The organism is Streptococcus parasanguinis (assembly GCF_001578955.1).
In the GTDB taxonomy this organism is placed as follows: domain Bacteria; phylum Bacillota; class Bacilli; order Lactobacillales; family Streptococcaceae; genus Streptococcus; species Streptococcus parasanguinis_U.
Window position 1 is genome coordinate 3,642 of the sequence record NZ_KQ969694.1, and the last position, 25,277, is coordinate 28,918.

General features: G+C 41.7%; 30 protein-coding genes. 21 read left to right on the forward strand and 9 right to left on the reverse strand.

The genetic code is table 11. The annotated features are described in order from the left end of the window. The 11 genes from SPADD19_RS12965 to SPADD19_RS10275 all read left to right on the forward strand — a co-directional run. On the forward strand, window positions 1–656 hold a 656-nt coding region (locus SPADD19_RS12965), incomplete at its 5' end, for a beta-ketoacyl-ACP synthase 3 (protein ID WP_241496579.1). 58 nt (window positions 657–714) lie between these two features. Beyond that, the gene (locus tag SPADD19_RS10230; RefSeq protein WP_003003892.1) at window positions 715–939 is read left to right on the forward strand and encodes an acyl carrier protein; all 225 of its coding nucleotides are present in this window, start codon (window positions 715–717) and stop codon (window positions 937–939) included. Window positions 940–1,053: 114 nt separating this feature from the next. After that, a complete protein-coding gene (gene fabK, locus SPADD19_RS10235) occupies window positions 1,054–2,019 on the forward strand; it encodes an enoyl-[acyl-carrier-protein] reductase FabK (protein WP_003018538.1) in 966 nt (321 codons plus the stop codon). Between the two features lie 22 nt (window positions 2,020–2,041). Beyond that, on the forward strand, window positions 2,042–2,962 hold the full coding sequence (gene fabD, locus SPADD19_RS10240) for an ACP S-malonyltransferase (RefSeq protein ID WP_061455934.1): 921 nt from the start codon (window positions 2,042–2,044) through the stop codon (window positions 2,960–2,962). 12 nt (window positions 2,963–2,974) lie between these two features. Further along, window positions 2,975–3,709, forward strand: coding sequence for a 3-oxoacyl-[acyl-carrier-protein] reductase (gene fabG / locus SPADD19_RS10245; RefSeq protein ID WP_003010456.1), 735 nt, complete (start codon window positions 2,975–2,977; stop codon window positions 3,707–3,709). A gap of 61 nt (window positions 3,710–3,770) precedes the next feature. After that, window positions 3,771–5,003 (forward strand): beta-ketoacyl-ACP synthase II, encoded by a 1,233-nt coding sequence (gene fabF, locus SPADD19_RS10250; protein ID WP_003010454.1) that lies wholly within the window; start codon window positions 3,771–3,773, stop codon window positions 5,001–5,003. Between the two features lie 3 nt (window positions 5,004–5,006). Next, window positions 5,007–5,495, forward strand: coding sequence for an acetyl-CoA carboxylase biotin carboxyl carrier protein (gene accB / locus SPADD19_RS10255; RefSeq protein ID WP_003018494.1), 489 nt, complete (start codon window positions 5,007–5,009; stop codon window positions 5,493–5,495). Continuing rightward, window positions 5,492–5,917 carry a 3-hydroxyacyl-ACP dehydratase FabZ gene (gene fabZ, locus SPADD19_RS10260; RefSeq protein WP_003004019.1) on the forward strand — a complete coding sequence of 142 codons (426 nt, stop codon included), beginning with the start codon at window positions 5,492–5,494 and terminating at the stop codon, window positions 5,915–5,917. Before accB ends, fabZ begins: the two co-directional genes overlap by 4 nt. A gap of 13 nt (window positions 5,918–5,930) precedes the next feature. After that, on the forward strand, window positions 5,931–7,295 hold the full coding sequence (locus tag SPADD19_RS10265) for an acetyl-CoA carboxylase biotin carboxylase subunit (protein WP_003018446.1): 1,365 nt from the start codon (window positions 5,931–5,933) through the stop codon (window positions 7,293–7,295). A gap of 102 nt (window positions 7,296–7,397) precedes the next feature. Next, window positions 7,398–8,264 (forward strand): acetyl-CoA carboxylase, carboxyltransferase subunit beta, encoded by an 867-nt coding sequence (gene accD / locus SPADD19_RS10270; RefSeq protein ID WP_061455968.1) that lies wholly within the window; start codon window positions 7,398–7,400, stop codon window positions 8,262–8,264. Beyond that, window positions 8,257–9,027 carry an acetyl-CoA carboxylase carboxyl transferase subunit alpha gene (locus SPADD19_RS10275; protein ID WP_061455935.1) on the forward strand — a complete coding sequence of 257 codons (771 nt, stop codon included), beginning with the start codon at window positions 8,257–8,259 and terminating at the stop codon, window positions 9,025–9,027. The genes accD and SPADD19_RS10275 overlap by 8 nt, the downstream gene beginning before the upstream one ends. Before the next feature lie 42 nt (window positions 9,028–9,069). On the opposite strand, the gene serS is transcribed toward SPADD19_RS10275, so the two are convergent. The 7 genes from serS to SPADD19_RS10310 form a co-directional block, all read right to left on the reverse strand. After that, a complete protein-coding gene (serS, locus tag SPADD19_RS10280; protein ID WP_041818457.1) occupies window positions 9,070–10,347 on the reverse strand; it encodes a serine--tRNA ligase in 1,278 nt (425 codons plus the stop codon). 217 nt (window positions 10,348–10,564) lie between these two features. Further along, window positions 10,565–10,933 (reverse strand): DUF956 family protein, encoded by a 369-nt coding sequence (locus SPADD19_RS10285; protein ID WP_003010437.1) that lies wholly within the window; start codon window positions 10,931–10,933, stop codon window positions 10,565–10,567. Window positions 10,934–11,013: 80 nt separating this feature from the next. Next, entirely contained in the window at window positions 11,014–11,925 is a 912-nt protein-coding gene (locus SPADD19_RS10290; protein ID WP_003010435.1) for a PTS system mannose/fructose/sorbose family transporter subunit IID, read from the reverse strand. Window positions 11,926–11,943: 18 nt separating this feature from the next. Beyond that, window positions 11,944–12,747, reverse strand: coding sequence for a PTS mannose/fructose/sorbose transporter subunit IIC (locus SPADD19_RS10295; protein WP_061455936.1), 804 nt, complete (start codon window positions 12,745–12,747; stop codon window positions 11,944–11,946). 27 nt (window positions 12,748–12,774) lie between these two features. After that, complete coding sequence (locus SPADD19_RS10300; protein WP_061455937.1) at window positions 12,775–13,764, reverse strand: PTS sugar transporter subunit IIB; 990 nt, start codon at window positions 13,762–13,764, stop codon at window positions 12,775–12,777. A 376-nt stretch (window positions 13,765–14,140) separates the two neighbouring features. After that, window positions 14,141–15,163 (reverse strand): alcohol dehydrogenase AdhP, encoded by a 1,023-nt coding sequence (gene adhP, locus SPADD19_RS10305; protein WP_061455938.1) that lies wholly within the window; start codon window positions 15,161–15,163, stop codon window positions 14,141–14,143. Window positions 15,164–15,352: 189 nt separating this feature from the next. Further along, window positions 15,353–16,165, reverse strand: coding sequence for a Cof-type HAD-IIB family hydrolase (locus tag SPADD19_RS10310; RefSeq protein WP_049474385.1), 813 nt, complete (start codon window positions 16,163–16,165; stop codon window positions 15,353–15,355). Window positions 16,166–16,340: 175 nt separating this feature from the next. Between SPADD19_RS10310 and SPADD19_RS10315 the strand changes: the two genes are divergently transcribed. The 4 genes from SPADD19_RS10315 to lytR all read left to right on the forward strand — a co-directional run bounded on the left by SPADD19_RS10315 (window position 16,341) and on the right by lytR (window position 20,328). Further along, window positions 16,341–17,762: an NCS2 family permease gene (locus SPADD19_RS10315; RefSeq protein ID WP_003003910.1), complete on the forward strand. Its 1,422-nt coding sequence runs from the start codon at window positions 16,341–16,343 to the stop codon at window positions 17,760–17,762. A 380-nt stretch (window positions 17,763–18,142) separates the two neighbouring features. Further along, complete coding sequence (gene tsaE / locus SPADD19_RS10320) at window positions 18,143–18,598, forward strand: tRNA (adenosine(37)-N6)-threonylcarbamoyltransferase complex ATPase subunit type 1 TsaE (RefSeq protein WP_003018467.1); 456 nt, start codon at window positions 18,143–18,145, stop codon at window positions 18,596–18,598. Then, window positions 18,591–19,121 (forward strand): GNAT family N-acetyltransferase, encoded by a 531-nt coding sequence (locus SPADD19_RS10325; protein WP_013904730.1) that lies wholly within the window; start codon window positions 18,591–18,593, stop codon window positions 19,119–19,121. The genes tsaE and SPADD19_RS10325 overlap by 8 nt, the downstream gene beginning before the upstream one ends. A gap of 13 nt (window positions 19,122–19,134) precedes the next feature. After that, a complete protein-coding gene (lytR, locus tag SPADD19_RS10330; RefSeq protein WP_049488603.1) occupies window positions 19,135–20,328 on the forward strand; it encodes a glycopolymer--peptidoglycan transferase LytR in 1,194 nt (397 codons plus the stop codon). A gap of 21 nt (window positions 20,329–20,349) precedes the next feature. On the opposite strand, the gene SPADD19_RS10335 is transcribed toward lytR, so the two are convergent. Together SPADD19_RS10335 and SPADD19_RS10340 are read right to left on the reverse strand one after the other, a co-directional pair. Continuing rightward, on the reverse strand, window positions 20,350–20,640 hold the full coding sequence (locus SPADD19_RS10335) for a hypothetical protein (protein WP_003018523.1): 291 nt from the start codon (window positions 20,638–20,640) through the stop codon (window positions 20,350–20,352). A 12-nt stretch (window positions 20,641–20,652) separates the two neighbouring features. Then, the gene (locus tag SPADD19_RS10340) at window positions 20,653–21,066 is read right to left on the reverse strand and encodes an HIT family protein (protein WP_003018459.1); all 414 of its coding nucleotides are present in this window, start codon (window positions 21,064–21,066) and stop codon (window positions 20,653–20,655) included. Window positions 21,067–21,133: 67 nt separating this feature from the next. Between SPADD19_RS10340 and SPADD19_RS10345 the strand changes: the two genes are divergently transcribed. From SPADD19_RS10345 to SPADD19_RS12970, 6 genes are all read left to right on the forward strand, one after another. Further along, entirely contained in the window at window positions 21,134–21,865 is a 732-nt protein-coding gene (locus tag SPADD19_RS10345) for an ABC transporter ATP-binding protein (RefSeq protein ID WP_061455939.1), read from the forward strand. Next, complete coding sequence (locus SPADD19_RS10350; RefSeq protein ID WP_061455940.1) at window positions 21,862–22,917, forward strand: ABC transporter permease; 1,056 nt, start codon at window positions 21,862–21,864, stop codon at window positions 22,915–22,917. Before SPADD19_RS10345 ends, SPADD19_RS10350 begins: the two co-directional genes overlap by 4 nt. Window positions 22,918–22,957: 40 nt before the next feature. Next, window positions 22,958–23,752, forward strand: a complete 795-nt coding sequence (gene ccrZ / locus SPADD19_RS10355) for a cell cycle regulator CcrZ (RefSeq protein WP_061455941.1) — start codon at window positions 22,958–22,960, stop codon at window positions 23,750–23,752. After that, window positions 23,749–24,384 (forward strand): tRNA (guanosine(46)-N7)-methyltransferase TrmB, encoded by a 636-nt coding sequence (gene trmB, locus SPADD19_RS10360; RefSeq protein WP_014712710.1) that lies wholly within the window; start codon window positions 23,749–23,751, stop codon window positions 24,382–24,384. The genes ccrZ and trmB overlap by 4 nt, the downstream gene beginning before the upstream one ends. A gap of 97 nt (window positions 24,385–24,481) precedes the next feature. After that, entirely contained in the window at window positions 24,482–24,961 is a 480-nt protein-coding gene (gene rimP / locus SPADD19_RS10365; RefSeq protein WP_061455942.1) for a ribosome maturation factor RimP, read from the forward strand. A 44-nt stretch (window positions 24,962–25,005) separates the two neighbouring features. Then, window positions 25,006–25,277 (forward strand): NusA N-terminal domain-containing protein (locus tag SPADD19_RS12970; protein WP_277619482.1); only part of this gene is annotated, 272 nt, incomplete at its 3' end.

A 25,277-nucleotide genomic window follows, 5' to 3' on the forward strand; every position in this document is an offset into this window, starting at 1 on the left:
ATCTGACTGCAGCATGTAGCGGATTTGTATTTGCGTTATCGACAGCTGAAAAATACATTTCATCTGGAATGTATCAGAGAGGGATTGTGATCGGTAGCGAGACGCTTTCAAAGGTCTTGGACTGGTCGGATCGATCCACCTCTGTGCTTTTTGGTGATGGAGCTGGGGGTGTCTTACTTGAAGTTAGTGATCAAAAAACATTTTTAGCTGAGAATCTGTATACGGACGGGAGTAGAGGTAATAGTTTGGAATCTTGCTATTTGGGTCTGTCTTCCCCTTATTCAGATGACGTTTCTGATCGAAGATATCTGACAATGGACGGACGGGCAGTTTTTGATTTTGCCATTCGTGATGTCACAAAAAGTATTCAAAAAATTATAGCAGACGCCTCTATGGAAGCAGAAGAGATTGACTATTTTCTGTTACACCAGGCGAATGACCGAATGTTAGATAAGATGTCAAAAAAACTGGGTGTCTCTAGAGAGAAAATCCCAGCAAATATGATGGAATATGGGAACACTAGTGCTGCTAGTATCCCCATTCTATTATCGGAGTGTGTCGAGAATCATCGAATCAAGATGGATGGAAGTCAAAAAATTCTTCTGACAGGATTCGGTGGAGGTTTGACATGGGGCACACTTCTTGTTACAATCTAGTTAAACATGTGGAAACACATTTTAAAATTTTATATATTATTTTTTAAGGAGGCCTATCATGGCAGTATTTGAAAAAGTACAAGAAATTATCGTTGAAGAACTTGGTAAAGAACCATCAGAAGTAACTCTTGAATCTACATTCGAAGATTTAGAAGCAGATTCATTGGATTTGTTCCAAGTTATCTCTGAAATTGAAGATGCTTTTGACATCCAAATCGAAACTGAAGAAGGATTGTCTACAGTCGGTGACCTTGTCGCTTACGTAGAAGAAAAAACAAAATAATGATAGATGAGAGTATCGAAAGATATTCTCTCTTGTTTAGGTAATAGTTTGAGGCTCAAAGAAACAATCTTTTAAACTCAAACTATTACTTAAGCGAAAAAAGAGGTAGGTATCATGCAAACACGAATTACTGAACTATTGAATATTAAATATCCAATCTTCCAAGGTGGGATGGCATGGGTCGCTGATGGTGACTTGGCTGGAGCAGTATCAAACGCCGGTGGTCTTGGAATCATTGGTGGTGGGAACGCTCCAAAAGAAGTTGTAAAGGCTAACATTGATAAAGTGAAGTCTATTACAGATAAACCTTTTGGTGTAAATATCATGCTTTTGTCCCCATTCGCGGATGACATTGTTGACCTGGTGATTGAAGAAGGTGTAAAAGTTGTTACAACTGGTGCTGGAAATCCTGGGAAATACATGGATCGTTTCCATGAAGCAGGGATCACTGTCATTCCAGTTGTTCCGTCTGTTGCCCTTGCAAAACGGATGGAAAAATTGGGTGCTGATGCAGTGATTGCAGAAGGGATGGAAGCTGGAGGTCACATTGGTAAATTGACGACCATGACCTTGGTTCGTCAAGTGGTTGAAGCTGTTTCTATTCCAGTAATTGGTGCGGGAGGTGTCGCTGATGGTGCCGGTGCTGCAGCTGTCTTTATGTTAGGTGCCGAAGCTGTTCAGGTGGGAACTCGTTTCGTGGTTGCTAAAGAATCTAATGCCCACCAAAACTTTAAGAATAAAATCTTGAAAGCGAAAGATATTGATACGGTAGTTTCAGCATCAGTTGTTGGACACCCTGTTCGTGCGATCAAGAATAAATTGGCTTCTGCCTATAACCAAGCTGAAAAAGATTTCTTGGCAGGTAAGAAGACTCAAGAAGAAATTGAAGAATTAGGGGCAGGTGCTCTTCGCAATGCCGTTGTTGATGGAGATGTTGACAATGGATCTGTAATGGCAGGTCAAATTGCTGGTCTTGTGAGCAAGGAAGAAACCTGTGCTGAAATTCTAGAAGATATCTATTATGGTGCAGCCAAGGTGATTCAAAAAGAGGCTGCTCGTTGGGCAGATGTAAACGTCTAAAAACGTCGAAAGGATTAGGATAGTGACAAAACGTGCGTTCTTATTTGCTGGTCAAGGGGCTCAGAAATTGGGCATGGCGAGCGATTTGTATGCGGCTTATCCCGTTGTTAAAGAGACATTTGATACGGCTAGTCGTATTCTAGGTTATGATTTGCGTGAATTGATTGATTCTAACGAAGAAAAACTGAATCAGACACGCTATACTCAACCAGCTATTTTGACAACGTCAGTAGCCATTTATCGCCTCTTAGCAGAAAATGGTATCACTCCTGATATTGTTGCCGGCCTCTCTTTGGGGGAATATTCTGCCCTGGTTGCGGCTGGAGCTCTTTCGTTTGAAGATGCAGTAGCTTTGGTTGCGAAACGTGGTGAATTCATGGAAACAGCAGCTCCTGCTGGAAGTGGGAAAATGGTTGCTGTTATGAATACAGATCCAAGTTTGATCGAGGAGATTTGTCAACAAGCATCCGAAAAGGGTGTAGTGACACCAGCTAACTACAATACACCAGCACAAATTGTGATTGGTGGTGAGGTTGCGGCTGTGGACTATGCTGTGGAACTATTGCAGGAAGCAGGTGCCAAACGCTTGATCCCTTTGAATGTGTCAGGTCCATTCCACACAGCCTTACTGGAATCTGCTAGTCAAAAATTGGCGGCTGAACTAGAAAAAGTATCATTTAATGATTTTGATCTTCCTTTAGTTGGGAATACAGAAGCGACTATCATGAAGTCAGAAGATGTGAAAGCACTTTTGGCCCGTCAAGTAAAAGAACCGGTTCGTTTCTATGATTCAATTGCTACGATTCAAGACTTTGGTGTAGATGAAGTCATCGAGATCGGACCTGGAAAAGTCTTGTCAGGATTCTTGAAGAAAATTGATAAAACTCTTCCAACTCATAACGTCGAAGATCAGGCTAGTCTAGATGCACTTCTGAATGCTTAAAACGAGGTAAAGATGGAACTTAAGAATAAAAATGTTTTTGTAACAGGTTCAACACGCGGAATTGGATTGGCTGTGGCTCATAAATTTGCGAGTCTCGGTGCCAATGTTGTCCTAAATGGACGTTCTGAAATTTCTGAGGACTTGCTTGCACAGTTTGCTGACTATGGTGTGACTGTTGTTGGTATTTCTGGGGATATTTCTAATGGCGAAGATGCGCAACGTATGGTTGCTGAAGCTATTGAAAAGCTTGGTAGTGTTGATGTTTTGGTCAATAACGCTGGGATTACAAACGACAAGTTGATGTTGAAGATGACTGAAGAAGATTTTGAACGTGTCTTGAAAATCAACTTGACTGGTGCCTTCAATATGACACAAGCTGTCTTGAAACCAATGTCTAAGGCGCGTCAAGGTGCCATCATCAATATGTCCTCTGTTGTTGGTCTAATGGGGAATATCGGTCAAGCTAACTATGCGGCTTCAAAAGCTGGTTTGATTGGTTTTACTAAATCAGTAGCGCGTGAAGTTGCGGCCCGTGGTGTCCGTGTCAATGCTATCGCTCCTGGTTTCATTGAATCAGATATGACAGACGCTATTCCAGAGAAAATGAAAGATGCCATGCTAGCTCAAGTGCCAATGAAACGAATTGGTCAAGCAGAAGAAGTAGCTGAAGTTGCGGCTTTCTTAGCAGGTCAAGAATATTTAACTGGTCAAACAATTGCCATTGATGGCGGCATGACTATGCAATAATGAATGCTCACTGATCGAAAATCACTTACTTAAATATCCATCCGACAAAAGGAGAATATATATGTCTACAAATCGTGTTGTTGTTACAGGTTACGGTGTAACCTCACCAATCGGAAATACACCAGAGGAGTTCTGGAATAGCCTTCATGAAGGAAAAATTGGAATCAAGCCCATTACAAAATTTGATGCTTCTGAAATTCCAGTCTTTAATGCTGGTGAAATTCAAGATTTCCCATTCGATAAATATTTCGTGAAAAAAGATCAAAATCGTATGGATACTTACTCATTGTATGCAATCTATGCTGCGATGGAAGCTATTGAAAATTCAGGCTTGAATATGGAAGAAGAAGACCGCGATCGTGTAGGTGTGATTGTATCATCTGGTATCGGTGGTTTGCAAGAATTGGAAGACCAAATTATCCGGATGCATGAACGTGGGATGAAGAGAATCCAACCCATGTTTATTCCGAAAGCTCTTTCAAACATGGGTGCTGGAAACATCGCACTTAAGATTGGGGCTCAAGGGGTATGTAAATCCGTGACAACTGCTTGTGCTTCTGCCAATGATGCAATTGGTGAAGCTTTCCGTGAAATTAAATTTGGTATGCATGATGTTGTTTTGGCAGGTGGTGCTGAAGCTTCGATTACTAAGATTGGTATCGGTGGTTTCAATGCCCTTACGGCCCTTTCAACAACGGAAGACCCAGAACGTTCATCTATTCCATTTGACAAAGACCGTAATGGTTTTGTGATGGGGGAAGGTGCAGGGGTTCTTGTCATCGAAAGTTTGGAACATGCCCAAAAACGTGGTGCTAACATTTTGGCTGAGATTGTTGGTTATGGTTCAAACTGTGATGCCTACCATATGACAACACCGACACCAGATGGTTCAGGTGCGGCCAAAGCAATTAAATTAGCGATCAATGAAGCTGGTATTAAGCCTGAAGACGTCGATTATGTCAATGCTCATGGTACATCTACACCTGCCAATGAGAAAGGTGAAAGCGGAGCTATTGTTTCTGTACTTGGTAAAGAAGTTCCTGTATCATCTACTAAATCATTTACAGGACACTTGCTTGGTGCCGCTGGTGCAGTTGAAGCGATTGCTACCATCGAAGCGATTCGTCACAGCTTTGTACCAAAAACTGCTGGTACTAAAGAATTGTCTGACTATATCGAAGCAAACGTTGTTTATGGTGAAGGCCAAGAAGCGGATATTCAGTACGCTATCTCAAATACCTTTGGTTTTGGAGGACACAATGCTGTTCTGGCCTTTAAACGTTGGGAGGGTTAATTCATGAATATTTCTGAAATCAAAGATTTGTTGGCTCAATTTGATGCGTCAACTTTGCGTGAATTCTCATATAAAAATAATGGCGAAGAATTGAATTTGAGTAAAAATCAAACGACTTCAGTTGCGACTACACCGGTAGCTCCTGCAGTTGAAGTGGTAGCAACACCTCAAACTCCTGTCGTAGCCCCCGTTGTTGAAGCACCAGCAACTCCAGCTGTAGCAGCTGAACCAGTTGCTGCTCCAGCTCAAGAGGCCGAAGGTGATGTCGTTGAAAGTCCATTGGTTGGGGTGGCTTACTTGTCACCAGCTCCGGATAAACCGGCCTTTGTATCTGTAGGAGATAAGGTCACTAAGGGTCAAACACTCTTGATTATCGAAGCCATGAAAGTGATGAATGAAGTCCCAGCACCTAAAGATGGGGTAGTCACTGAAATTTTGGTAATGAATGAAGAAATGGTTGAATTTGGAAAAGGATTGGTTCGAATCAAATGACAATTGATATTAATGCTATTCGTGAGGCTTTGCCGCATCGTTACCCAATGCTTTTGGTGGATCGCGTTTTAGAAACAAGCGAAGATACGATTGTTGCCATCAAAAACGTGACAATTAATGAACCGTTTTTTAATGGACATTTTCCACAATATCCTGTTATGCCAGGTGTTCTCATCATGGAAGCTTTGGCACAAACAGCAGGTGTACTAGAGTTGTCAAAACCTGAAAATAAAGGGAAATTAGTCTTTTATGCAGGGATGGACAAGGTGAAGTTTAAAAAACAAGTCGTTCCAGGAGATCAACTGGTGATGACAGCTACTTTTGTCAAACGTCGTGGAACAATTGCTGTTGTTGAAGCGAAAGCAGAGGTAGACGGTAAGCTTGCAGCTTCAGGAACACTTACTTTTGCAATTGGAAATTAAGAAAGGCCTATCTATGTTTCGTAAGATCTTAATCGCCAATCGTGGTGAGATTGCAGTGCGCATTATTCGTGCGGCTCGTGAACTTGGCATCGAGACGGTTGCGGTGTATTCTACTGCTGATAAAGAAGCCTTGCATACCTTACTAGCGGATGAAGCAGTCTGTATTGGACCTGCTAAATCAACAGAATCTTATTTGAATATGAGTGCTGTCTTGTCTGCAGCTGTTTTAACAGGTGCAGAAGCTATTCACCCTGGTTTTGGATTTTTAAGTGAAAACTCAAAATTTGCAACCATGTGTGAGGAAGTTGGTATTAAATTTATTGGCCCTTCTGCTAAAGTCATGGATATGATGGGGGATAAGATTAATGCTCGTAAACAGATGATCAAAGCAGGAGTACCTGTTATTCCTGGATCAGATGGTGAAGTTTATACAGCTGAAGAAGCCCTCGAAATTGCAGAGCGCATTGGTTACCCTGTGATGTTGAAAGCATCTGCAGGAGGCGGTGGTAAAGGAATTCGGAAGGTTGAAAAACCAGAAGATTTGGTTGCTGCTTTTGAATCTGCTTCCTCAGAAGCTCAAGCTGCTTTTGGGAATGGTGCCATGTATATGGAGCGGGTGATTTATCCGGCACGCCACATTGAAGTACAGATTTTAGCGGATCAGCATGGACATGTCATTCACTTAGGTGAACGCGATTGTTCTCTCCAACGGAACAATCAAAAAGTTCTAGAAGAATCCCCTTCAATTGCTATCGGAAAAACTCTTCGTAATCGTATTGGTTCTGCAGCTGTTCGTGCAGCTGAGTCAGTTGGTTACGAGAATGCTGGAACGATTGAATTCTTGTATGATGAAGGCAAGGGTGAGTTCTACTTTATGGAAATGAATACTCGAGTGCAAGTAGAGCATCCTGTCACAGAATTTGTAACAGGAGTTGATATCGTTAAGGAACAGATTAAAATCGCAGCTGGCCAAGAATTATCCGTTACTCAAGAGGATATTGTCATTAAAGGCCATGCGATTGAATGCCGGATTAATGCGGAAAATCCTTCCTTTAACTTTGCACCAAGCCCAGGTAAGATTACTAATCTCTATCTTCCAAGTGGTGGGGTTGGCCTGCGTGTGGATTCTGCTGTGTATCCTGGTTATACGATTCCACCATACTATGATAGTATGATTGCTAAGATCATTGTCCATGGGGAAAATCGCTTTGATGCACTGATGAAAATGCAGCGAGCTCTTTATGAGTTGGAAATCGATGGTGTCACAACCAATAGTAGTTTCCAGTTGGATTTGATCTCAGATTCGCATGTGATCGCTGGTGATTATGACACTGCATTTTTGATGGAACAATTCCTTCCAAATTATAATAAGGAATGATGAAAAGCCTGGACTTGTGAGGGAAGTATGAACATCATCCTCACAGTTTCAGGCTTTTATAGTAATGCTACAGATGCTGTAGCATATTACAAGGAGTTAGTAATGGCATTATTTTCTAAAAAAGATAAATATATTCGGATCAATCCGAATAGGTCAGCCTGGAAAGAACCTCAGCCAAAACCTGAAGTTCCTGATGAGCTATTTTCACAATGTCCAGGTTGTAAACATACCATTTACCAAAAGGATTTAGGTAGTGAACGGGTATGCCCAAACTGTGGCTATACCTTCCGTATTTCTGCTAAAGAACGCTTGGCGCTTACAGTGGATCCAGCCAGCTTTGAAGAAATGTTTACTGGAATCGAAACGACAGATCCCTTGAATTTTCCCAATTATAAGAAGAAACTAGCAGCAGTACGAGAAATGATAGGAATGGATGAAGCTGTACTGACAGGAACTGCATTGATTAAAGGGCAAAAAGTTGCGCTTGGGATCATGGATTCTAACTTTATCATGGCCTCAATGGGTTCTGTAGTAGGTGAAAAAATTACACGATTGTTTGAATTTGCGACAAATGAAAAATTGCCAGTCGTTCTCTTTACTGCTTCTGGTGGTGCTCGGATGCAAGAAGGAATCGTGAGTTTGATGCAAATGGCAAAAATTTCTGCGGCTGTTCAACGTCATTCTAAAGAAAAATTATTCTATTTGACGGTATTGACAGATCCGACAACCGGTGGGGTAACGGCTTCATTTGCTATGGAAGGTGATATTATCATGGCAGAGAGTCAAGCCTTGGTCGGGTTTGCTGGTCGACGCGTGATCGAATCAACTGTGCGTGAAAAATTGCCAGATGATTTCCAAAAAGCAGAATTTCTACAAGAACATGGATTTGTAGACTTGATCGTGGAGAGAAGCCAAATCCGAGCAACGGTTGGACAATTATTGGCCCTTCATGGAGGTAAACATGAGTAAAATAACACAGATTATTAAAGAAGCCCGTGACCAAGGACGTTTGACAGCTCTCGATTATGCTCATGGAATTTTTGATAACTTTATCGAATTACACGGCGATCGGAATTTCCGAGATGACGGTGCAGTGATCGGTGGAATTGGTTGGCTAGGAGATCAAGCGGTAACGGTTGTCGGGATTCAAAAAGGAAAGAATCTTCAGGACAATCTTAGTCGAAACTTTGGTCAACCCCATCCAGAAGGCTATCGAAAAGCCTTGCGTTTGATGAAACAGGCGGAGAAGTTTGGTCGTCCAGTAGTAACCTTCATCAATACTGCGGGTGCTTATCCGGGTGTTGGCGCTGAAGAGCGGGGACAGGGTGAGGCTATTGCCCGCAACCTCATGGAAATGAGTGATTTAAAAGTTCCGATTATCGCGATGATCATTGGAGAAGGTGGCTCAGGTGGCGCCTTAGCTCTTGGTGTAGCAGATAAGGTCTGGATGCTGGAGAACTCCATCTATGCAGTCTTGAGTCCAGAAGGTTTTGCCTCTATTCTCTGGAAAGATGGAAGCCGTGCCATGGAAGCAGCTGAATTGATGAAGATTACTTCACATGAGTTGTTGAATATGGACATTGTGGACAAGATTATTCCAGAGCATGGTTTTTCTAATGGCGAATTACTAGCTCAAGTGAAGAAAGAGATCCAAGCAGAATTGAAGGAGCTACAAGACTTATCTCTCGAAGATCTGCTAGAGCAACGCTATCAACGTTTTCGTAAATATTAAAAAACTGAGCTTGCAATTTGCAAGACTCAGTTTTTTTTAACTTTATTTTGGTGCAATGACTTCAGCTCCACCCATGTATGGACGAAGAACTTCTGGGATGGTCACAGAACCATCTTCATTTTGATAGTTTTCAAGAATTGCTGCCACAGTACGTCCAACGGCCAATCCAGAACCGTTCAATGTGTGAAGGAGTTTTACCTTGCCATCTGCTTCATCACGGTAGCGGATTTGCGCACGGCGAGCTTGGAAATCTTCTGTATTAGAACAGCTTGAGATTTCACGGTAGGTGTTTTGCGCTGGAATCCATACTTCCAAGTCATAAGTCTTGGCAGCTGAGAAGCCCATGTCTCCCGTTGAGAGAGCTACCACACGGTATGGAAGGTTCAATTTTTGAAGGATATTTTCAGCATTGACAACCATTTTTTCCAATTCATCATATGATTCTTCTGGTTTGGAAAATTTCACCATTTCAACCTTATGGAATTGGTGCAAACGGATCAATCCACGAGTGTCACGACCGGCTGAACCAGCTTCTGAACGGAAAGATGGACTCATAGCAGTGAAGTAGATTGGAAGATCTTTCCCATCAAGAATTTCATCGCGGTAGTAGTTTGTCAAAGGAACTTCGGCTGTTGGAATGAGGACATAATTGGTATCGCTAAGTTCAAAAGTATCTTCCTTGAATTTTGGATACTGACCAGTACCAAACATAGAATCATGGTTGACCATGTAAGGAGGGATGACTTCAGTGTAGCCTTCCTTACCATGTTCGTCCAACATGAAATTGTAGATGGCACGTTCTAAGCGAGCTCCAAGTCCTTTGTAGAAGAGGAAACGAGCACCAGTAACTTTAGCCCCGCGTTCCCAGTCAAGGATATCAAGGTCTTCGCCTAAATCCCAGTGAGCTTTTGGTTCAAAGCCAAATTCGCGAGGTGTTCCCCAACGGCGAACCTCAACGTTGTCATCCTCATCTGCTCCAACAGGAACACTGTCAGCGGGGATGTTTGGAAGGGTAGTGGTGAATTCAGTCAATTTCGCATCGATTTCAGCTAATTCTGTATCTAATGCTTTGACTTCAGCAGAGAGGGTTTGCATGGCAGCAATCTTATCATCTGCATTTTCCTTGTTACGCTTTGCTTGAGCGATTTCAGCAGATACGGTGTTGCGCTCTGCTTTGAGATTTTCTACTTTGACTAAGATGTCTCGACGTTTGGCATCGATTTCTTTCATTTCATTCAAAATAGCCGCATCTACTCCACGTGTTGCCAATTTTTTAGCAACTGTATCAAATTCTGTACGAATCCGTTTAATATCTAACATAGCTTCTCCTTTAACAAAAAACACACCTGTTACAGTGTTGGAGTGGCAGAGCCACGGTTCCATCCAACTTCACAGGTGTGCACTTGATTCAATATTGTATTTTAACTAAACGGTAGAATTTCAATTAAGATTTCTATCTGCTCGCAGCAACCGCAGACTTTCTGAAAGAGCATCTTAACTTACTTATCCGTTTGCGTCTATTATACAAGAAAAGATCCTATTTTGCAAATAGATTTTTAATTTTAGCCGTGATGGTTTGGATCAATGTAGGAAGTTTGACAATTTTATCATTTCCTAGATGTTCCCGAGCAATCTTTAAAATTTTTCCAGAGTCTTTTGAAGCAAAGAGAAATTTTGATTCTCTGGTATAGATTTCAAAATGACGGCTAATTTTACGTCCGGATACATTGGCTCCGATTTGTTCAATTTCTTGCCAGGGAATTTGTATGTAGTCTTCTACATTTGCATCCGCATAAAATTCAAAAGCGGCATTCCCTACTAGGATTTTTCCAACCTTTCCCCCCACTCCAAGGTAAGAAACCCCTGTAGTATGGAATTCAACGGTTTTATTCAATGATTGAGCCATGAGATCCTCCTGTATTGCTGTTCACTCCATTATATCATAATAAAAAGAAGGCCGAAACCTTCTTTTTAGTTGATCTTTGCTTACATCAAGCCAGCAACGTGTGCTAATACACCGATTACAAAGAGAGCGATGATGATGGTGATTGGAGATACTTTTTTCTTCAACAACCACATACAAGCAAAAGTAAGAAGCAATCCCATCAAACCAGGAATCAATGAATCCAAGTTTTGTTGGAAAGTTGTAACTTTTTCAGGTGTCTGAGATAGGCCTGAACCAACTTGAGCGAAGGCTTCTTGGATACCCTTGTATCCTTCAGGAAGTTTATCCCAGTGGATATAAGCTTTGTCGTCTAATTTGACAGAAGAAACATTAAAGATGAATTTAATAGATACCCAACGTTCAACCAAGACAGCGAGGATGAACATCCCAAGGATAGAAGCCCCTTTAGTGATGTCTTGCAAGATCCCACCAGACATATCTTTGGTAATTTCAGAACCTGCTTTGTAGCCAAGTTCTTGCGTGTACCACAAGAAGGCCATACGAATCGCATTCCATGCGATAAAGAAGATGAGTGGACCAAGGATATTACCAGACGCAGCAAGTGATGCACCAAGAGCCCCAAGAATTGGACGTACTGTAAACCAGAAGACTGGATCTCCGATACCCGCCAAAGGACCCATCATACCAATTTTAACCCCTTGGATGGCAGCATCGTCAATCGCAGCACCGTTTGCTCTTTCTTCTTCAAGAGCAAGTGTTACCCCGATGATAGGAGCAGCAACGTATGGGTGAGTGTTAAAGAATTCCATGTGACGTTCAAGAGCAGCCGCTTGGTCTTCTTTCTTCGTGTAAAGTTTTTTGATAGCTGGGATCAATGAGTAGGCCCAACCCAAGTTTTGCATCCGTTCATAGTTCCAAGAACCTTGCAAGAAGGTTGAACGCCACCAAACTTTTTGACGATCTGATTTAGATAATTGTAATTTTTCAGTCATGATAGTGTCACACCTTTCTTAATAGTCTTCGAGAATGTCGCCGATTGGATCGTTAGAAGTAGCGGCTCCGCCACCTCCATTGCCACCTTTCTTAGAGAGTGAAAGGTAGATTAAGGCAAGAGCAACACCGATTGCTCCAAGAGCGATCAAGGTCAATTGGCTAACAGCTGCAAGAGCAAAACCGATGGCAAAGAATGGCCATACTTCACGGCTCGCCATCATGTTGATAACCATGGCATAACCAACGGCTACAACCATACCACCACCGATTTGCATTCCATCAGAGAGCCATTTTGGCATTTGTTCAAGAGCAGTTTTGACAGTTTCAGCAGGAATCATCAACAAGAGGGCTGCAGGAATGGCGATACGAAGACCTTGAAGAAGAAGGGCCACAAAGTGAGCGCGTTCTACACCTTTGATATCCCCTTTTCTAGCAGCAGCGTCAGCAGTGTGAACCAAACCAACGGAAAGGGTACGGACGATCATGGTCAAGAAAAGACCAGCAACTGCAAGTGGAATAGCGACACCTTGAGCGACAGCGATTCCTTTTGTACTGAAGTCTCCCCCAAGTACCATGATGATGGCAGCAGCGACAGATGCAAGGGCAGCATCGGGTGCAACTGCGGCACCAATGTTTGCCCAGCCAAGTGCAATAAATTGAAGTGAACCACCAAGCATAATGCCAGCAGTCAAATTACCTGTTACCAAACCGATTAAGGTACAAGCAACAAGGGGTTGGTGGAATTGGAATTGGTCAAGGATACCTTCAAGACCTGCTAAGAAGGCAACAACGACCACTAATACCATAGAAATAATAGACATGTTTAAAATCCTTTCGTAAGTAATCGATTATTGAACGTTAGCTTTGTTAATTAAGTCAAACAAATCTTTCTTAGAGTCATTTGGCACTTTACGGACGTCAAATTCTACTCCAAGATCACGCATTTTTTCAAATGTAGCTACGTCATCTTTATCCATTGACAACACATTGTTAACCATGGTTTTACCAGTTGAGTGGGCCATTGAACCAACGTTCAAGGTTTTAATCGGAACACCACCTTCGATGGCGCGAAGAGCATCTTGAGGTGTTTCAAATAAGATCAAAGCATGGGTATTTCCAAAACGTGGATCTTTTGCAACGTCGATCAATTTTTGAATTGGGACAACGTTTGCTTTCACTCCATTTGGTGCCGCTTGTTTGATCAATTCCTTACGGAGTTCATCTTTGGCAACAGAATCTGAAGCAACAATGATCCGATCGGCTTTTGAATCAGGTGTCCAAGCGGTTGCGACTTGTCCATGAAGAAGACGTGTATCTAAGCGGGCAAGGTTAATCTTGAGTTTTCCATCTCCGATAACTGTTCCTTCTGGAATAGCAGCTTGGGCTACAGGAGCAGCAGCGGCTGTACTAGCTTCTTCAACAGGATTCAATTCTTCTGGAAGAGCTTTGACACCGTCTTTTGCTTCCTTGATGATGTTTGCAGCGACTTGATCAACGCCGGCATTTGCATCCATCAAACGCTCTGTATAAGCTTGAATCAACATCGGAAGGTTCAATCCTGTGATGATCGTAAATTTACGATCTGGATTTTCTCCCATGACGCGACTTGCTTGGTTAAATGGAGAACCACTCCAAAGGTCAGCCAAAACCAAGACTTCATCTTCTACATCAAATGCGGCAACAGCTGCATTAAATTTAGCATAGAGATCATCCGGGCCTTCACTTGGCATGAACGTAACCACTTGAACTTTCTCTTGATCCCCAAAGATCATCGAGCCGGATTGGTGGATTCCAGCTGCAAATTCACCGTGGCTAGCAATAATGATACCAATACTCATTATTGACATTCCTCCTTATAAAATTTGTTTGACTTTCAGTTTAAGAAAACTTTAAGCTACTTTATTATAAATCGTTTTCACACTTAAGTCAATTTTTCTATCAAAATCTCGATATAAAAATATTAACTTGTTATATTGATTTATCGTTAGATAAAAATTGAATGCTATTGAATGGTTCTCGTTTATTAGTTGATGATGGCAGAAGAAATATATGATAGATGGGTTTCATAGGATTTGAATTTCAATAAAAAGATTCCAACAATCGATCTATATCTCCAAAAATAAAAAATAAATATATAATAAATTGTAAAATAGAGTGATTGAGAGCACTCAAAAAAGACTAGCCCAGTTGGGCTAGTCCTGTAGGTTCAGTTGTTTAGTTTGTAAAGTCAAGTACCATACGTCCTTGAATGGTTCCAGCTTCCATTTCATCAAAGACTTTGACAGCATCTTCTACTGGACGTTTTTGAACGACAGGGACTACCAAGCCTTCTGCACCAAATTGGAAAGCTTCTTCCAAGTCTTTACGAGTTCCTACAAGAGAACCAATGACTTGGATACCATCTAATACAGTTTTCACAATGCTGAGGTCCATCATTTCAGAAGGAAGACCAACTGCGACAACGCGGCCACCTGCACGAACAGAATCTACTGCTTGGTTGAAAGCTACTTTAGAAACAGCTGTTACGACAGCAGAGTGAGCTCCACCATTTGTTTTTTCTTTGATCAATCCTGGGACATCTTCAACTTCGCGACCGTTGATGACAAAGTCTGCACCAATTTCTTTCGCCAATTCTAGTTTATCATTGTTGATATCGACAGCGATGACATGTGCGTTGAAGACTTTCTTAGCATATTGAACACCCAAGTTTCCTAGTCCACCAGCTCCATAGATAACGATCCATTGTCCTGGTTCAGCTTTGGCTTCTTTGATGGCTTTGTAAGTTGTAACACCTGCACACGTAATAGAAGAAGCTTGGGCAGGATCTAATCCTTCAGGTACTTTCACTGCATAATCTGCAGTAACGATACATTGTTCAGCCATTCCTCCATCAACAGAGTAACCAGCATTTTTAACAGTCCGACAAAGAGTCTCGCGACCAGTTGTACAGTATTCACAAGTTCCACATCCTTCGAAGAACCAAGCAACACTGACACGGTCACCAACTTTAAGGCTCTTAACATCTGGAGCAACTTCTTTAACAATACCGATTCCTTCGTGTCCAAGAACACGGCCTGGAACTTTACCGAAGTCTCCATGTGCGACGTGCAAGTCAGTGTGGCAGACACCACAGTATTCGATTTGAACAAGAGCTTCCCCTGTTTCAAGTGGACGTACGTCTTTGTTTGCAACGATTTCAACACCAGTACCTTCTGGATTAACAACAACAGCTTTCATTTTGTTCCTCCTTAAGTGAACGAGAAGCGATTTAGAATTTTTGAAAGCGCTTCTTTAATAACTATGTTAATAATATCACAAACCAGATGACGAGGCAATGAAAAAATGGAAAAAAGGGGCGGTATTGATTAACCGATTAAGGATTTGGCGAAGAAAAAGACATGAGGGGATAACTCATGTCTGTTCCTATTATAAGAATAATTGAATGAGTTGGCGCGCGACACCGTCTTCGTTATTGGTGAAATCTGTGACGGAGTCTGCATAGGGGAGAAGGACGGAGCTAGCATTTTTCATAGCGTATCCATGACCAGCGAGAGCTAGCATGTCAGTATCGTTGTGCTCGTCTCCAAAGGCAATCAAATCCTTCTGATCCATATTGAGTTTATCCAGAAGGTAGGTCAGAGCGGATGCTTTGGTCACATTTTTGGGATTGCATTCCAGAATATTTAAGGGACCACCCCAAGTATTGATAGACAGATTGTAGTCATAATGCCGATTCATTTCATCTGCCAGAGCATATTTGTCTTCCGCTTTCGTTTGAAAGAGGATACAGTTTGGGTCGCTCGTTACCCGCTCGGGATTGAATTGATTTTCTGGTTGGAAAGATTCAATACCGAATAATTTAGGGTCTGCAACGTGCTCATTTGGATCGGTAATAAAGAATTTATTGCGGTATTCGCCAGCGATAAAGTCCGCTTGGATGGTGTCTCGGTTAGCGACCATATCTAGCAGGTATTTTTTATCTAAAGTCAAACATTGTTCATCCCCCCATTTTTTCTCAGGTAGATGCGTAAGGGAGCCGTTAAAATTGATCATTGGAGTATCTAGCTCTAGTTGTTTGTAGTAGGTGTGTGCCATACGATAGGGGCGGCCTGTTGTAATAATGACTTTATGGCCAAGAGCACTAATTTTTTTAATCGTATCAATGGTAAAGTCGCTCAATTTGCTTTCGGAATTTAAGAGGGTGCCGTCTAAATCTAGAGCGATCATCTTTTTATGCATAATTCGGTTCCTTTCGAGAAGAATGAGACCATTATATCAGAAAAATCGGAAAAGCGCTCAAAAATCAAGAAGAGAAGTAGGATTTCTTGAAAGACGAAAGATCTTTTGGTAAAATAGAAATAACGTTCGCAAATTGATTGGGAGCGAGAATGATGAAAAAGGAGTTTATTCTGAAATGGATAAGTTTTTTAAACTTTCAGAACATGGAACCACTGTTCGAACAGAGGTTCTTGCTGGTTTGACAACCTTTTTTGCGATGAGTTATATCCTCTTCGTAAACCCTCAAATGTTGTCACAAACAGGTATGCCAGCTCAAGGAGTCTTCCTTGCAACGATTATTGGATCCGTTGTCGGGACCTTGATGATGGCTTTTTATGCCAATTTACCTTATGCACAAGCACCTGGGATGGGCTTGAATGCCTTCTTTACCTTTACCGTTGTATTTGGTATGGGCTACTCATGGCAGGAAGCTTTGGGAATGGTCTTCATTTGTGGCGTGATTTCATTGATTATCACATTGACAAAGGTTCGGAAGATGATCATCGAATCGATTCCGACTGCTCTTCGCTCTGCTATTTCAGCGGGGATCGGGATTTTCTTGGCCTATGTTGGGATTAAGAATGCAGGATTTTTAAAATTCACGATTGACCCTCATACTTATACAGTGGTCGGAGAAGGAGCAGATAAGGCGAATGCAACGATCTCAGCCAATGCATCTGCTGTTCCTGGATTGGTTGATTTTAACAATCCGGCGGTCCTCTTGGCTCTTGTTGGTCTTGCAATTACTATTTTCTTTGTTGTCAAAGGGATTAAGGGAGGGATTATCCTTTCTATCTTAGTAACGACTGTGCTTGGAATTCTCATCCATGTGGTTGATATCACTAAAATTGACTTTGCAAGTAACCATCTAGGAGCGGCCTTTAATGATTTAGGCACGATCTTTGGTCAAGCTTTGGGATCGAAAGGATTGGGTTCGTTGATTTCCAATACGTCTCGTTTGCCTGAGACATTGATGGCCATCTTAGCCTTCTCCTTGACCGATATTTTTGATACAATTGGAACTTTAATCGGTACGGGTGAAAAAGTTGGGATTGTTGCGACAAATGGGGAAAACCATCAATCAGCGAAATTAGATAAGGCCCTCTATTCAGACCTTGTAGCGACTTCAGTCGGAGCCATTGCAGGAACTTCAAACGTAACGACTTATGTTGAATCTGCAGCTGGTATTGGAGCTGGTGGACGCACTGGTCTGACAGCTTTGGTTGTAGCGATCTGTTTTGCTATTTCAAGTCTCTTTAGTCCTTTGTTGGCGATTGTACCGACCGCTGCTACAGCTCCAATTTTGATTGTTGTTGGGATCATGATGTTGAGTGGCTTGAAAAATATCCATTGGGAAGATATGTCAGAAGCAGTTCCTGCCTTCTTCACCTCTATCTTTATGGGCTTCAGCTACTCGATTACTCAAGGGATCGCTGCTGGATTTATCACCTATAGCTTGGTGAAAGTGGTTAAAGGACAAGCCAAAGAAGTGCACAGCATGATTTGGATCCTAGATGTTCTCTTTATTTTAAACTACGTTAGCATGGCCTTGAATTAAGCATCAGGAAAGTGCCAAAAAGGAATGGGAGTTGTCTCCCATTCCTTTCAGATTGAAGACAAAGTTATACCAAAAACATTCCTTAGGTGAGTACGGACGTCATGGAACTTCTTTGAAGTTCCATGACTAATTATTGAGCCTAAGGTCTCAATAATTCCGAGTGCCTGAAACGTTATTGTTTCAGGCACTTTTCTCACAGCGGAAAGTTTCATTATTTTCTTAAATCGATTTAAAAATTGGAACTCAAATTTATTTTTTTGCAGAATCACTTAACTTATTTTACTTTAAAATAGTTTGTCTATCTATCTAAAAATCAAACCGGAGTCGAACAATTTCTAAAAGAAAGAGCAGATTTTTAAAAAGTTTGATATAATAGAGGAATGATTAGTCACAATGAAATGGAGCTGATCGCTCTAGGAAAACAGCTAGGAAAACTCTTAGAAAAGCAAGACGTAATCATCTTATCAGGTGATCTAGGGGCAGGGAAAACGACCTTTACAAAGGGAATTGCAAAGGGGTTAGGGATTGATCAGATGATTAAAAGCCCGACCTATACCATTGTTCGTGAATACGAAGGCCGCTTGCCTTTATACCATTTGGATGTTTACCGGATTGGGAATGATCCAGATTCTATTGATTTAGATGATTTTCTATTTGGAGATGGTGCTACCATTATTGAATGGGGAGAGCTGATTGAGCCGAGTCTCTCGGATGCTTATCTAAAAATTTTTATCCGAAAATTGGAAGAGGGGCGAGAGTTAGCTTTTGAAGCTCATGGAGCGCGTGCAGAGACTTTACTTACATCCTTTGAGCAGGTGGGAAAAACGGATGACTAAGGAAAAGGAAGTGACATTAGAAATTCGGCAAGCTGAAAGTGCAGACGCGGCTCTTGTCGTTGATTTCTTAAATCGAGTCGGGAAAGAGTCAGATTACATGACGCTAGATGAAGCTGGGATTGGCATGTCTCCAGCAGATATGGAGCATTTTCTAACGGTGCAAGAGATGGCGGATAACCGGATTTGCCTCTTGCTATTTCTGGATCAGGAACTGGCGGCTTTGTTAAATATCACTGCAGCTTCTCAACGGTCCATTCAGCATATTGGGGATGTCTTTATTGTGGTTCAAAAAGCTTATTGGAATCAAGGACTTGGACAGATCTTACTGGAAGAAGGGCTTGAGTGGGCACACTCGACTGGTCTTCTTCGCAAACTAGTCTTGAATGTCCAAGTACGTAATGAACGGGCGATTCACCTGTATAAAAAATTAGGTTTTGAAATCGAAGGTTGCCAAGCTCGTGGAGCTTGTTCAGCTGAAGGAGAATTCTTAGATGTTTACCTTATGGGGAAACTGATAGATTAGAGAGAGATTCTATATGGTTAAAAAGATTATTTTGATGTTTTTGAGTTTATTGACGGTAACAGTGATTGGGGTTGGAGCCTATGGCCTTACCATCCTTAACCAAACGACTGGAACTCTCAGTAAGACTTATAAGGGCTTTGGAAATGAGACCAATGTCATTGCAGAAAACAAGCCAATGACTATCCTTTTGATGGGGGTTGATACAGGTAGTGGTTCTCGGGAAGATCCTTGGGCCGGAAATAGTGATACCATGATTTTGGTGACTGTCAATCCTCAAACAAAAGAAACAACCATGACAAGCTTGGAAAGAGATATCCTAACCAATATTACTTCAGATGGCGAAACAGTCCAAGCAAAATTGAATTCAGCTTATGCTCAAGGCGGTGCCAAATTAGCCATTAAGACTATTCAAGATCTTTTGAATATCCATATTGACCGCTATGTCATGATCAATATGAAGGGGTTGGTTCAATTAGTGGATAAGGTTGGTGGCATCACGGTTAACAATCCATTTGACTTCGATATCTCGATCGAGGAAAATGAGCCAGAATATACGGCTAAGATCGCACCAGGACGTCAGGAGATTAATGGGGACCAAGCACTCGTTTATTCACGGATGCGCTACCAAGACCCAGAAGGAGACTACGGACGTCAAAAACGCCAGCGTGAAGTGATCAAAAAGATTGTTGAGAAAGTTTTAAGCCTCAATAGTTTGAGTCATTACAAAGGAATCATTGAGTCTGTTAGTGACAATATGCAAACCAACATTTCACTTGATAGCAACAGTCTTCTTCAATTGTTAGGATATAAAGATGCCCTTTCAACGATTCATCAGTACCAGCTGAAAGGAGAAGATGCTACCTTAGCAGATGGCGGAAGTTACCAAATTGTGACTTCAAAACATATCTTAAAAATTCAAAATATTATCCGCAAAGCTTTGGGTATGAAAGAAATAAAAACATTGAAAACCAATGCTTATCTGCTGGATGGGGATGATAGTTTGAAGGAGAACTCTTCTCAAGTTGATAGCCAAGTTCCAGCATCTGAGGAAGCTCCAGTATACCAAGATTTTTATCAACAACCGGTTGTCCCATCGAGCCAGGATACGGGAGTGGTGACACCTCAAAGTTCTGTTGCACCAGTGACACCAGTTGCTCCTGCAGCTACAGAGTCGAGCAGTGTGACACCTGCGGTACCTTCAGAATAAGAAAAAAACGATTGAGTCTTCTCAATCGTTTTTACCTGGTTGCCAGATGTCTTGAATTTCTTTTAGAGAGGCTGTTGCTTGTTGACGAAACAGTTTGGTCTTGTATTGGAAATCCGTTACCAATTCTTGAAGATTGGTCTTTTGGTCTTGGATAATATCCAGATTGCGTTGGATTTTTGCTAGGTTATCTTGAATTCCCTTGACCAATTGGCTGGATTCAGTCACCTCTGTTTTGATTTCTTTGCGATTTTTTACCAGGTGGTAGCTAATGCTAGCTCCTGTTGCAAACCAAAAGAGATTTTTGAGTTTCATATGGCCTCCTTTTTAACTGTTTTTGATGGTTTCTGCGAGAACTGCTAGTTGTTCAAAATTAGGCTCGTGTTCAGTAAATGAAATGGCAAGCTCATCTTGATCGGAATAGCGAGGGATAATGTGGACATGTGTGTGAAAAACGGTTTGTCCAGAAACTTCTTCCATGTTGCTGATGATATTCATTCCCTTAGCTTGGGTAGCTGTTTCTACTTTTTTTGCAACTTTAGAGACACGTGCAAATAGTTGAGCTGTGGCGGTTTCGTCCATCTCTAAGAGGTTGCGAGCGTGTTTTTTTGGAACCACTAACGTATGACCTGGTGTAACCTGAGAGATGTCCAAAAATGCGAGGACTTCCTCGTCCTCATAGACTTTGGAGGAAGGAATGTCGCCAGCTATAATCTTACAAAAAATACAATCATCAACCATAAATACACCTCATTTAGACTAAATTTTGTTATAATATAAGAACATTATACCAGAAATTGGAGAAAATATGTTAGAAATCAACAAGTTGACAGGGGGCTATGTCAACATCCCTGTCCTGAAAGAGGTGAGTTTTTCAGTTCCGGATGGCCAACTGATTGGTTTGATTGGACTAAATGGAGCTGGGAAGTCAACCACGATTAATGAAATTATTGGTCTCCTGCATCCTTATGCTGGGGAAGTACGGATTGACGGCCTGAGCCTTCCAGAAGCTCCAACTGACTATCGTAAAAAAATCGGCTATATTCCAGAAACCCCTAGTCTATATGAAGAATTAACCTTGAGAGAGCATATCGAGACCGTAGCTATGGCCTATGATTTAAACAGGGATCAGGTCATGGTGCGCGTCCAGCCCTTGTTGGAACGATTTCGTTTGGCTGAAAAATTAGATTGGTTCCCGACCCAGTTTTCAAAAGGGATGAAGCAAAAGGTCATGATTATTTGCGCCTATGCAGTGGATCCAAGTCTTTATATTGTCGATGAACCCTTTTTGGGATTGGATCCTGTTGCGATTGCAGATTTGATTCAGTTATTGGCAGATGAGAAAGCAAAAGGAAAATCGATTTTGATGAGTACCCACGTTCTGGATTCGGCTGAAAAGATGTGTGATGGTTTTGTAATCCTCCATAAGGGTCAGATCCGAGCACAAGGGACCTTAGATGAGTTGCGTTCAACTTTTGGAGATGAGAAAGCAAGTCTAAATGATATCTACATGACTTTGACAGAAGAGGAAACAGCATGAAAGAGTTGATGAAAAAACGGCAACAAACGTTTCGAACTCAATGTGTAAAATATAGCCGCTATGTTCTCAATGATCATTTCGTCCTCTTTATGCTGATTTTCATAGGATTTCTGGCGGTTCAATACAGCCAATTCTTGCAAGATCTACCCAAAGATACAAGCCTGATCCGCTGGAGTCTCTTGATTGGTTTGCTCCTCTTGGTTCCGATAGGCTCTATTGCGACCTACTTAGAGAAGCCCGATGCCTTATTCCTTTTAGTAAAGGAAGAGGAAGTGAAACGTTATATCAAAGGGCAGGCCAAGAAGTCTTTTGTGTTTTGGTTTTTGATTCAAAGTTTTGTCCTTCTATTATTTGTTCCTCTTCTTCTTGCAACGGGGCTGGATAAACTTGCTATTGTAGCTTATATCCTTGTCTTAGGGGTGGCTAAAGGGGCTGTTTTTAGCTGGAAGGAAGCGCGCTTCTACCAGGATGGAAATTTGAATTGGAACTTGGCCATTGCTCGTGAGAATGCAAGGAAACAATTGATTCTTCGTTTCTTTGCCTTGTTTACAACGGTGAAAGGTATTACTAACAGTGTTAAAAGAAGAGCTTACTTGGATGGTTTCTTAGGGCTTCTTCCCAAAACACATGGCAATACGTGGCTTCACTTATATATGCGCTCCTTCTTACGGAATGGAGATCTTTTCTCTATGACTCTACGACTCTTGGCTCTTTCCATTCTTGCTATCATCTTTATTCCCCAGCCTCTCGTAGTGATTGCCCTTGTAGCCTTGCTCAATTACTTGGTTATTTTTCAATTACTGGGGCTTTACAGTGCTTTTGATTACCAACCCTTGACCCTCCTTTTCCCGATGAAAAAGGGCAGTAAAAAGGCAGGGTTGAACAAAATGATTCAGCTGGTCATGAGCATGATAACGGTGATAGAAGGGGGGATTGGCCTGGTCTTTATTTCAGATAAAGTCCTGTTGTTGGGCTTATTGGCTTATACAGTTGCTTTAACCCTGCTTTATCTTCCATTTAAGATGACGCGCTTGGTTGACGAAAATCGTTAAAATTAGTAAAATAGATTGGAAACTTTTTACGGAGGAAAAGATGGACTCGAATGAAAAAGAGCTAAGCCTCACCCCGATTCCTGGGAAGAGTGGGAAGGCCTACATGGGGACCTACCCAGATGGCGGGCGCGTTTTTGTAAAAATGAATACGACCCCAATCCTTGCGGGTCTAGCAAAAGAACAGATTGCTCCTCAATTGTTATGGAGTCGCCGCTTGCCGGATGGAAATGTGATGAGTGCCCAAGAATGGTTGAATGGGGAAATTCTCACGCCAAATGGGATGTCGAAAAAACAAGTCGTCAATATTTTAACGAGATTGCACCGTTCTAGACCTTTGATGACCCAATTGAAAAAACTTGGCTATCCTGTGGAATCTCCATTAGAGTTGCTCAATTCTTGGAGTAACCGGTTGCCAATTGCCCTACGTCAGAATCACTATATCCAATCAGTCGTAAAGAATTTACGTAAGACAGTGCCTGCCTTTCGGGAGGATTATGCGACGATCGTCCATGGAGATGTTCGTCATAGCAACTGGATTGAGACAGAGAGTAGCTTGATTTATCTAGTCGATTGGGACTCTGTTCGTTTGACAGACCGGATGTTGGATGTGGCGCATATCTTGAGTCACTATATCCCAGATTCTAATTGGCGCGATTGGTTAGGCTATTATGGCTACAAGTACAATCAAAAAGTATTTGATAAACTCTATTGGTTTGGTCAATACTCTTTCTTGTGCCAAATTGCTAAATACTATGAAAATAATGATTTAGAAAATGTCAATCGCGAGATCTATGCTCTGCGCAATTTCCGGTTGAAATATGGAAAGGAAATATGAGAGTTAGAAATCGCAAGGGAGCGACTGAATTATTAGAAGCGAATCCGCAATATGTGGTCCTAAATCCAGAAGATGCCAAGGGGAAATGGCATGAGATTTTCGGGAATGATCATCCCATTCATATTGAAGTTGGAAGCGGAAAAGGGGCCTTTATTACTGGGATGGCCAAGGCCAATCCAGAGATCAACTACATCGGAATTGATATTCAAAAATCGGTCTTGAGTTATGCCTTAGATAAGGTCTTAGAGGCTGATGTTCCTAACATTAAATTACTTTGGGTAGACGGGGATAGCTTGACCAACTATTTTGAAGATGGAGAGATTGATCAACTCTATCTGAATTTTTCAGATCCCTGGCCTAAGAAACGTCATGAGAAGCGTCGTTTGACTTACAAGACCTTCCTAGATACCTTCAAGCAAATTCTTCCAGAACATGGGGAGATTCACTTTAAGACAGATAATCGTGGATTGTTTGAATATAGCTTGGTGAGTTTTTCGCAATACGGTATGATCTTGAAAGGGGTTTGGTTAGACCTTCATGCCAGTGATTTTGAGGGCAATGTCATGACTGAATATGAGAAGAAGTTCTCAAGTAAAGGCCAGGTCATTTACCGTGTAGAAGCACAGTTTTAGCATATTCCTTGCAATCATTGTGGAATCGTGTTATAATATCTTAAATGAATAGAAAAGGAGAGGCGGGGAAATATCTTCGCCTCTTATCTATGAGGAGGTGGCAACCATCGCAACAATTGTTGACTTAGTAACAGAAGTGATTCAGCCAGCTATAAAGGAACCATTTGAATTGGTCGATGTTGAATATGGCAAAATGGGTGGTGACTACGTCTTAAGCATTTTCGTAGACAAACCAGAAGGAATCACACTGAATGATACAGCGGATTTGACAGAAATCATTAGCCTGCTATTGGATCAAATCAAACCAGACCCATTTCCAGAACAGTACCTCTTAGAGGTTACCAGTCCTGGCCTGGAGAGACCATTGAAAACCAAGGAAGCACTCGAGGGAGCTGTTGGCAAGTACGTCAATATCAGCTTGTACAAGGCTGTTGAAAAGCAAAAGGTCTTTGAGGGGAATTTGGTAGGTTTTGAAGAGGATGTTTTGACCATTGAGTATATGGATAAAACACGGAAGAAAACAGTGGATATTCCTTATAACCTTGTGTCCAAAGCAAGGTTGGCTGTAAAATTGTAACAGAATGAAAGAAAGGATGCCTTTATAGAAGAGGCAAGAATAACATGAGTAAAGAAATGCTAGAAGCCTTCCGCATTTTGGAAGAAGACAAAGGGATCAAAAAAGAAGATATCATCGAAGCCGTCACAGAATCATTGCGTTCAGCTTATCGCCGTCGTTATGGACAATCAGAAAGTGCAGCGATTGAATTCAATGAAAAAACTGGAGATTTCCGTGTTTATACGGTTCGTGAAGTGGTGGATGAAGTCTTTGATAGCCGTTTAGAAATTAGCTTGAAGGATGCCTTGGCCATTAGCTCTGCTTATGAGTTGGGGGA

What these genes read in the sequence shown, in the direction of transcription:
- SPADD19_RS10230 (WP_003003892.1), top strand. Translation starts at nt 715, where the DNA reads ATGGCAGTATTTGAAAAAGTACAAGAAATTATCGTTGAAGAACTTGGT.
- fabK (WP_003018538.1), top strand. Translation starts at nt 1,054, where the DNA reads ATGCAAACACGAATTACTGAACTATTGAATATTAAATATCCAATCTTC.
- fabG (WP_003010456.1), top strand. Translation starts at nt 2,975, where the DNA reads ATGGAACTTAAGAATAAAAATGTTTTTGTAACAGGTTCAACACGCGGA.
- fabF (WP_003010454.1), top strand. Translation starts at nt 3,771, where the DNA reads ATGTCTACAAATCGTGTTGTTGTTACAGGTTACGGTGTAACCTCACCA.
- accB (WP_003018494.1), top strand. Translation starts at nt 5,007, where the DNA reads ATGAATATTTCTGAAATCAAAGATTTGTTGGCTCAATTTGATGCGTCA.
- fabZ (WP_003004019.1), top strand. Translation starts at nt 5,492, where the DNA reads ATGACAATTGATATTAATGCTATTCGTGAGGCTTTGCCGCATCGTTAC.
- SPADD19_RS10265 (WP_003018446.1), top strand. Translation starts at nt 5,931, where the DNA reads ATGTTTCGTAAGATCTTAATCGCCAATCGTGGTGAGATTGCAGTGCGC.
- accD (WP_061455968.1), top strand. Translation starts at nt 7,398, where the DNA reads ATGGCATTATTTTCTAAAAAAGATAAATATATTCGGATCAATCCGAAT.
- SPADD19_RS10275 (WP_061455935.1), top strand. Translation starts at nt 8,257, where the DNA reads ATGAGTAAAATAACACAGATTATTAAAGAAGCCCGTGACCAAGGACGT.
- serS (WP_041818457.1), bottom strand. Translation starts at nt 10,347, where the DNA reads ATGTTAGATATTAAACGGATTCGTACAGAATTTGATACAGTTGCTAAA.
- SPADD19_RS10285 (WP_003010437.1), bottom strand. Translation starts at nt 10,933, where the DNA reads ATGGCTCAATCATTGAATAAAACCGTTGAATTCCATACTACAGGGGTT.
- SPADD19_RS10290 (WP_003010435.1), bottom strand. Translation starts at nt 11,925, where the DNA reads ATGACTGAAAAATTACAATTATCTAAATCAGATCGTCAAAAAGTTTGG.
- SPADD19_RS10295 (WP_061455936.1), bottom strand. Translation starts at nt 12,747, where the DNA reads ATGTCTATTATTTCTATGGTATTAGTGGTCGTTGTTGCCTTCTTAGCA.
- SPADD19_RS10300 (WP_061455937.1), bottom strand. Translation starts at nt 13,764, where the DNA reads ATGAGTATTGGTATCATTATTGCTAGCCACGGTGAATTTGCAGCTGGA.
- adhP (WP_061455938.1), bottom strand. Translation starts at nt 15,163, where the DNA reads ATGAAAGCTGTTGTTGTTAATCCAGAAGGTACTGGTGTTGAAATCGTT.
- SPADD19_RS10310 (WP_049474385.1), bottom strand. Translation starts at nt 16,165, where the DNA reads ATGCATAAAAAGATGATCGCTCTAGATTTAGACGGCACCCTCTTAAAT.
- SPADD19_RS10315 (WP_003003910.1), top strand. Translation starts at nt 16,341, where the DNA reads ATGGATAAGTTTTTTAAACTTTCAGAACATGGAACCACTGTTCGAACA.
- tsaE (WP_003018467.1), top strand. Translation starts at nt 18,143, where the DNA reads ATGATTAGTCACAATGAAATGGAGCTGATCGCTCTAGGAAAACAGCTA.
- SPADD19_RS10325 (WP_013904730.1), top strand. Translation starts at nt 18,591, where the DNA reads ATGACTAAGGAAAAGGAAGTGACATTAGAAATTCGGCAAGCTGAAAGT.
- lytR (WP_049488603.1), top strand. Translation starts at nt 19,135, where the DNA reads ATGGTTAAAAAGATTATTTTGATGTTTTTGAGTTTATTGACGGTAACA.
- SPADD19_RS10335 (WP_003018523.1), bottom strand. Translation starts at nt 20,640, where the DNA reads ATGAAACTCAAAAATCTCTTTTGGTTTGCAACAGGAGCTAGCATTAGC.
- SPADD19_RS10340 (WP_003018459.1), bottom strand. Translation starts at nt 21,066, where the DNA reads ATGGTTGATGATTGTATTTTTTGTAAGATTATAGCTGGCGACATTCCT.
- SPADD19_RS10345 (WP_061455939.1), top strand. Translation starts at nt 21,134, where the DNA reads ATGTTAGAAATCAACAAGTTGACAGGGGGCTATGTCAACATCCCTGTC.
- SPADD19_RS10350 (WP_061455940.1), top strand. Translation starts at nt 21,862, where the DNA reads ATGAAAGAGTTGATGAAAAAACGGCAACAAACGTTTCGAACTCAATGT.
- ccrZ (WP_061455941.1), top strand. Translation starts at nt 22,958, where the DNA reads ATGGACTCGAATGAAAAAGAGCTAAGCCTCACCCCGATTCCTGGGAAG.
- trmB (WP_014712710.1), top strand. Translation starts at nt 23,749, where the DNA reads ATGAGAGTTAGAAATCGCAAGGGAGCGACTGAATTATTAGAAGCGAAT.